Source organism: Streptomyces sp. NPDC005070 (assembly GCF_053600395.1).
The window spans coordinates 1-1,952 of record NZ_JBSFZS010000415.1 but is presented as its reverse complement, the minus strand read 5'-3'; the positions used below and the strand labels follow the sequence as shown (position 1 = coordinate 1,952).

Below are 1,952 nucleotides of genomic sequence, written 5' to 3'. Positions count from 1 at the left end.
TGGGTCACGAAGCAGGTCTGCGGCAGTGAGATGACGCGTCACGGGCGGTTTGAGATACACCCGAGCGGATGACCTGCCGGGTGGACACGATCGGTGTCTTCCCCGGCGGGGGCCGCCCGCGCCCACTACCGTTGCCGTACGGCAGTTACCAGGCACCGAGGGGGCGCGGTGGACCCGACCGCTGTGGCAGGTCTGGCAGGATCCGCGCTGGTCGCGGCCATGGCGACGGATGCCTGGCAGCAGGCCAGGGACCAGGTGGTCGCCCTCTGGCGCCGGGGGCGTCCCGACGGAGCGCCCGCCGTGGAGGGCGAGTTGACCGAACTGCGCGCCGTCGTAGGCGACTCCCGGCACAGCGCCGAGTTCGACGCGGCCCTGGTCCGGCTGTGGCAACTGCGGCTGCGCGAGCTGCTGTTGGCGGACTCGGCCCTGACCGCCGAACTGACGTGTGAACTCAGCAGGCTGACCGACGAGCTGGCGCAGCGCACGGCCGCCGACGAACCGCGCATCGGCACCGTGCACATCGAGGGTCATGCCACCGGCCAGGGGCGGATCTATCAGGCGGGTCGTGACCTGAACATCACCGAGACCTGACGAGCAGCAGATGGTCACGGCATCTCCCGCTGATCGCGAACCGTCGCAGGCGGTACGGCTGGACGCGGTCGCGACCGGCGGCGGCCGGGTCTTCCAGGCCGCCCGGGACCTGCATCTGTCCGAGGTGCACCACCACACCGGCTCGGCGGGGCCGCTGGCGGTTGTCGAACCGGTCCTGCCCGTCGGCGACATCGTCGCGGAGGTGTTCGTCGGCCGCAGTGCCGAGTCCGCGGTGGTGCTGGCGATCCTCGATCCGGCGAACGACGTCTCCGGGATGGTCGTCGTCTCCTCCGTGGCCGGGCTCGCCGGGATCGGCAAGACCGCGCTGGCCCGGTCCTGCGCCGCCGAAGCGGTGTCACGGGGCTGGTATCCCGGGGGCGCTGTCTTCGTCGACCTCAACGGGTACGCCCCCGATCCCGGCGATCGTGCCATGCCGCAGCACGTGTTCGCGCCCATGCTGCATGCGCTCGGCCGCCCGGGTCCCGTGGACGCGGACCCGCGGGGGCAGGCGGCCCAGTACCACCGGCTGCTGACCGACCGTGCCGCCGAGGGCCGCCCGGTCCTGCTCGTCCTCGACAACGCGGGCAGCACGGACCAGGTGGCCGACCTGCTGCCCCGCTCCCGGGTGCACCGCAGCGTCATCACCTCTCGGCACACGCTGGCCGCGCGGGGGTCGCGCACCCTGGAACTCGGCAGCCTCGCCGAGGCCGACGCGGTGGCCCTGGTCGAGGAGCAGCTCGCACTGCTGTCCCCGGGCGATCCACGCCTGCACGAGGACCGGGACGCCATGGCTCGCCTGTGCCGCCTGTGCGGCCATCTGCCCCTGGCGCTGCACATCGCCACCGCCCTGATCGCCAGAGATCCGGACCAGACGCCCCGCGACCTCGCGGACGAGCTGGCCCGGGCACACCGCCGGCTCGACCTGCTCGACCTGCTCGACGACGGTGAGCGGGCGGTGCGCGCCGCGTTCGAGCTCTCCTACCGGCGCCTGCCCCAGGAGCAGGCCCAGCTGTTCCGGCTGCTGCCCGTCAACCCCGGCCCGCACTTCAGCGCGGATACCGCTGCCCGGCTCATCGGGCTGGTGACGTCCCGCGCCAGGCGGCTGGTACGGGAGCTGGCGCGGGCCCATGTCATCGAGCGGGCGGGCGAGGGGCAGTGGCGCCAGCACGACCTCATTCGCGCCTACGCGATCGAACTCCTCGGCACTCACCGGGACAACCAGGACGAGGCCGCGAACCGCCTCCTCGACCACTACAAGGACAGGGCGACCTCCGCCGTGTGCACCCTGCGCGGAGGCGTCACCGGCCCGGTGCCGTACTTCGCCACCAGGCAGCTGGCGCTGGACTGGTTCGACCAGGAGT

Annotated in this window: 2 protein-coding genes; both read left to right on the top strand. The window is 72.6% G+C overall.

The window, feature by feature from the left end:
- Positions 1-168 precede the first annotated feature (168 nt).
- A complete protein-coding gene (locus ACWEBX_RS39725) occupies positions 169-591 on the top strand; it encodes a hypothetical protein (protein WP_451889568.1) in 423 nt (140 codons plus the stop codon).
- A 10-nt stretch (positions 592-601) separates the two neighbouring features.
- On the top strand, positions 602-1,952 hold a 1,351-nt coding region (locus ACWEBX_RS39720; protein ID WP_451889567.1), incomplete at its 3' end, for an AAA family ATPase.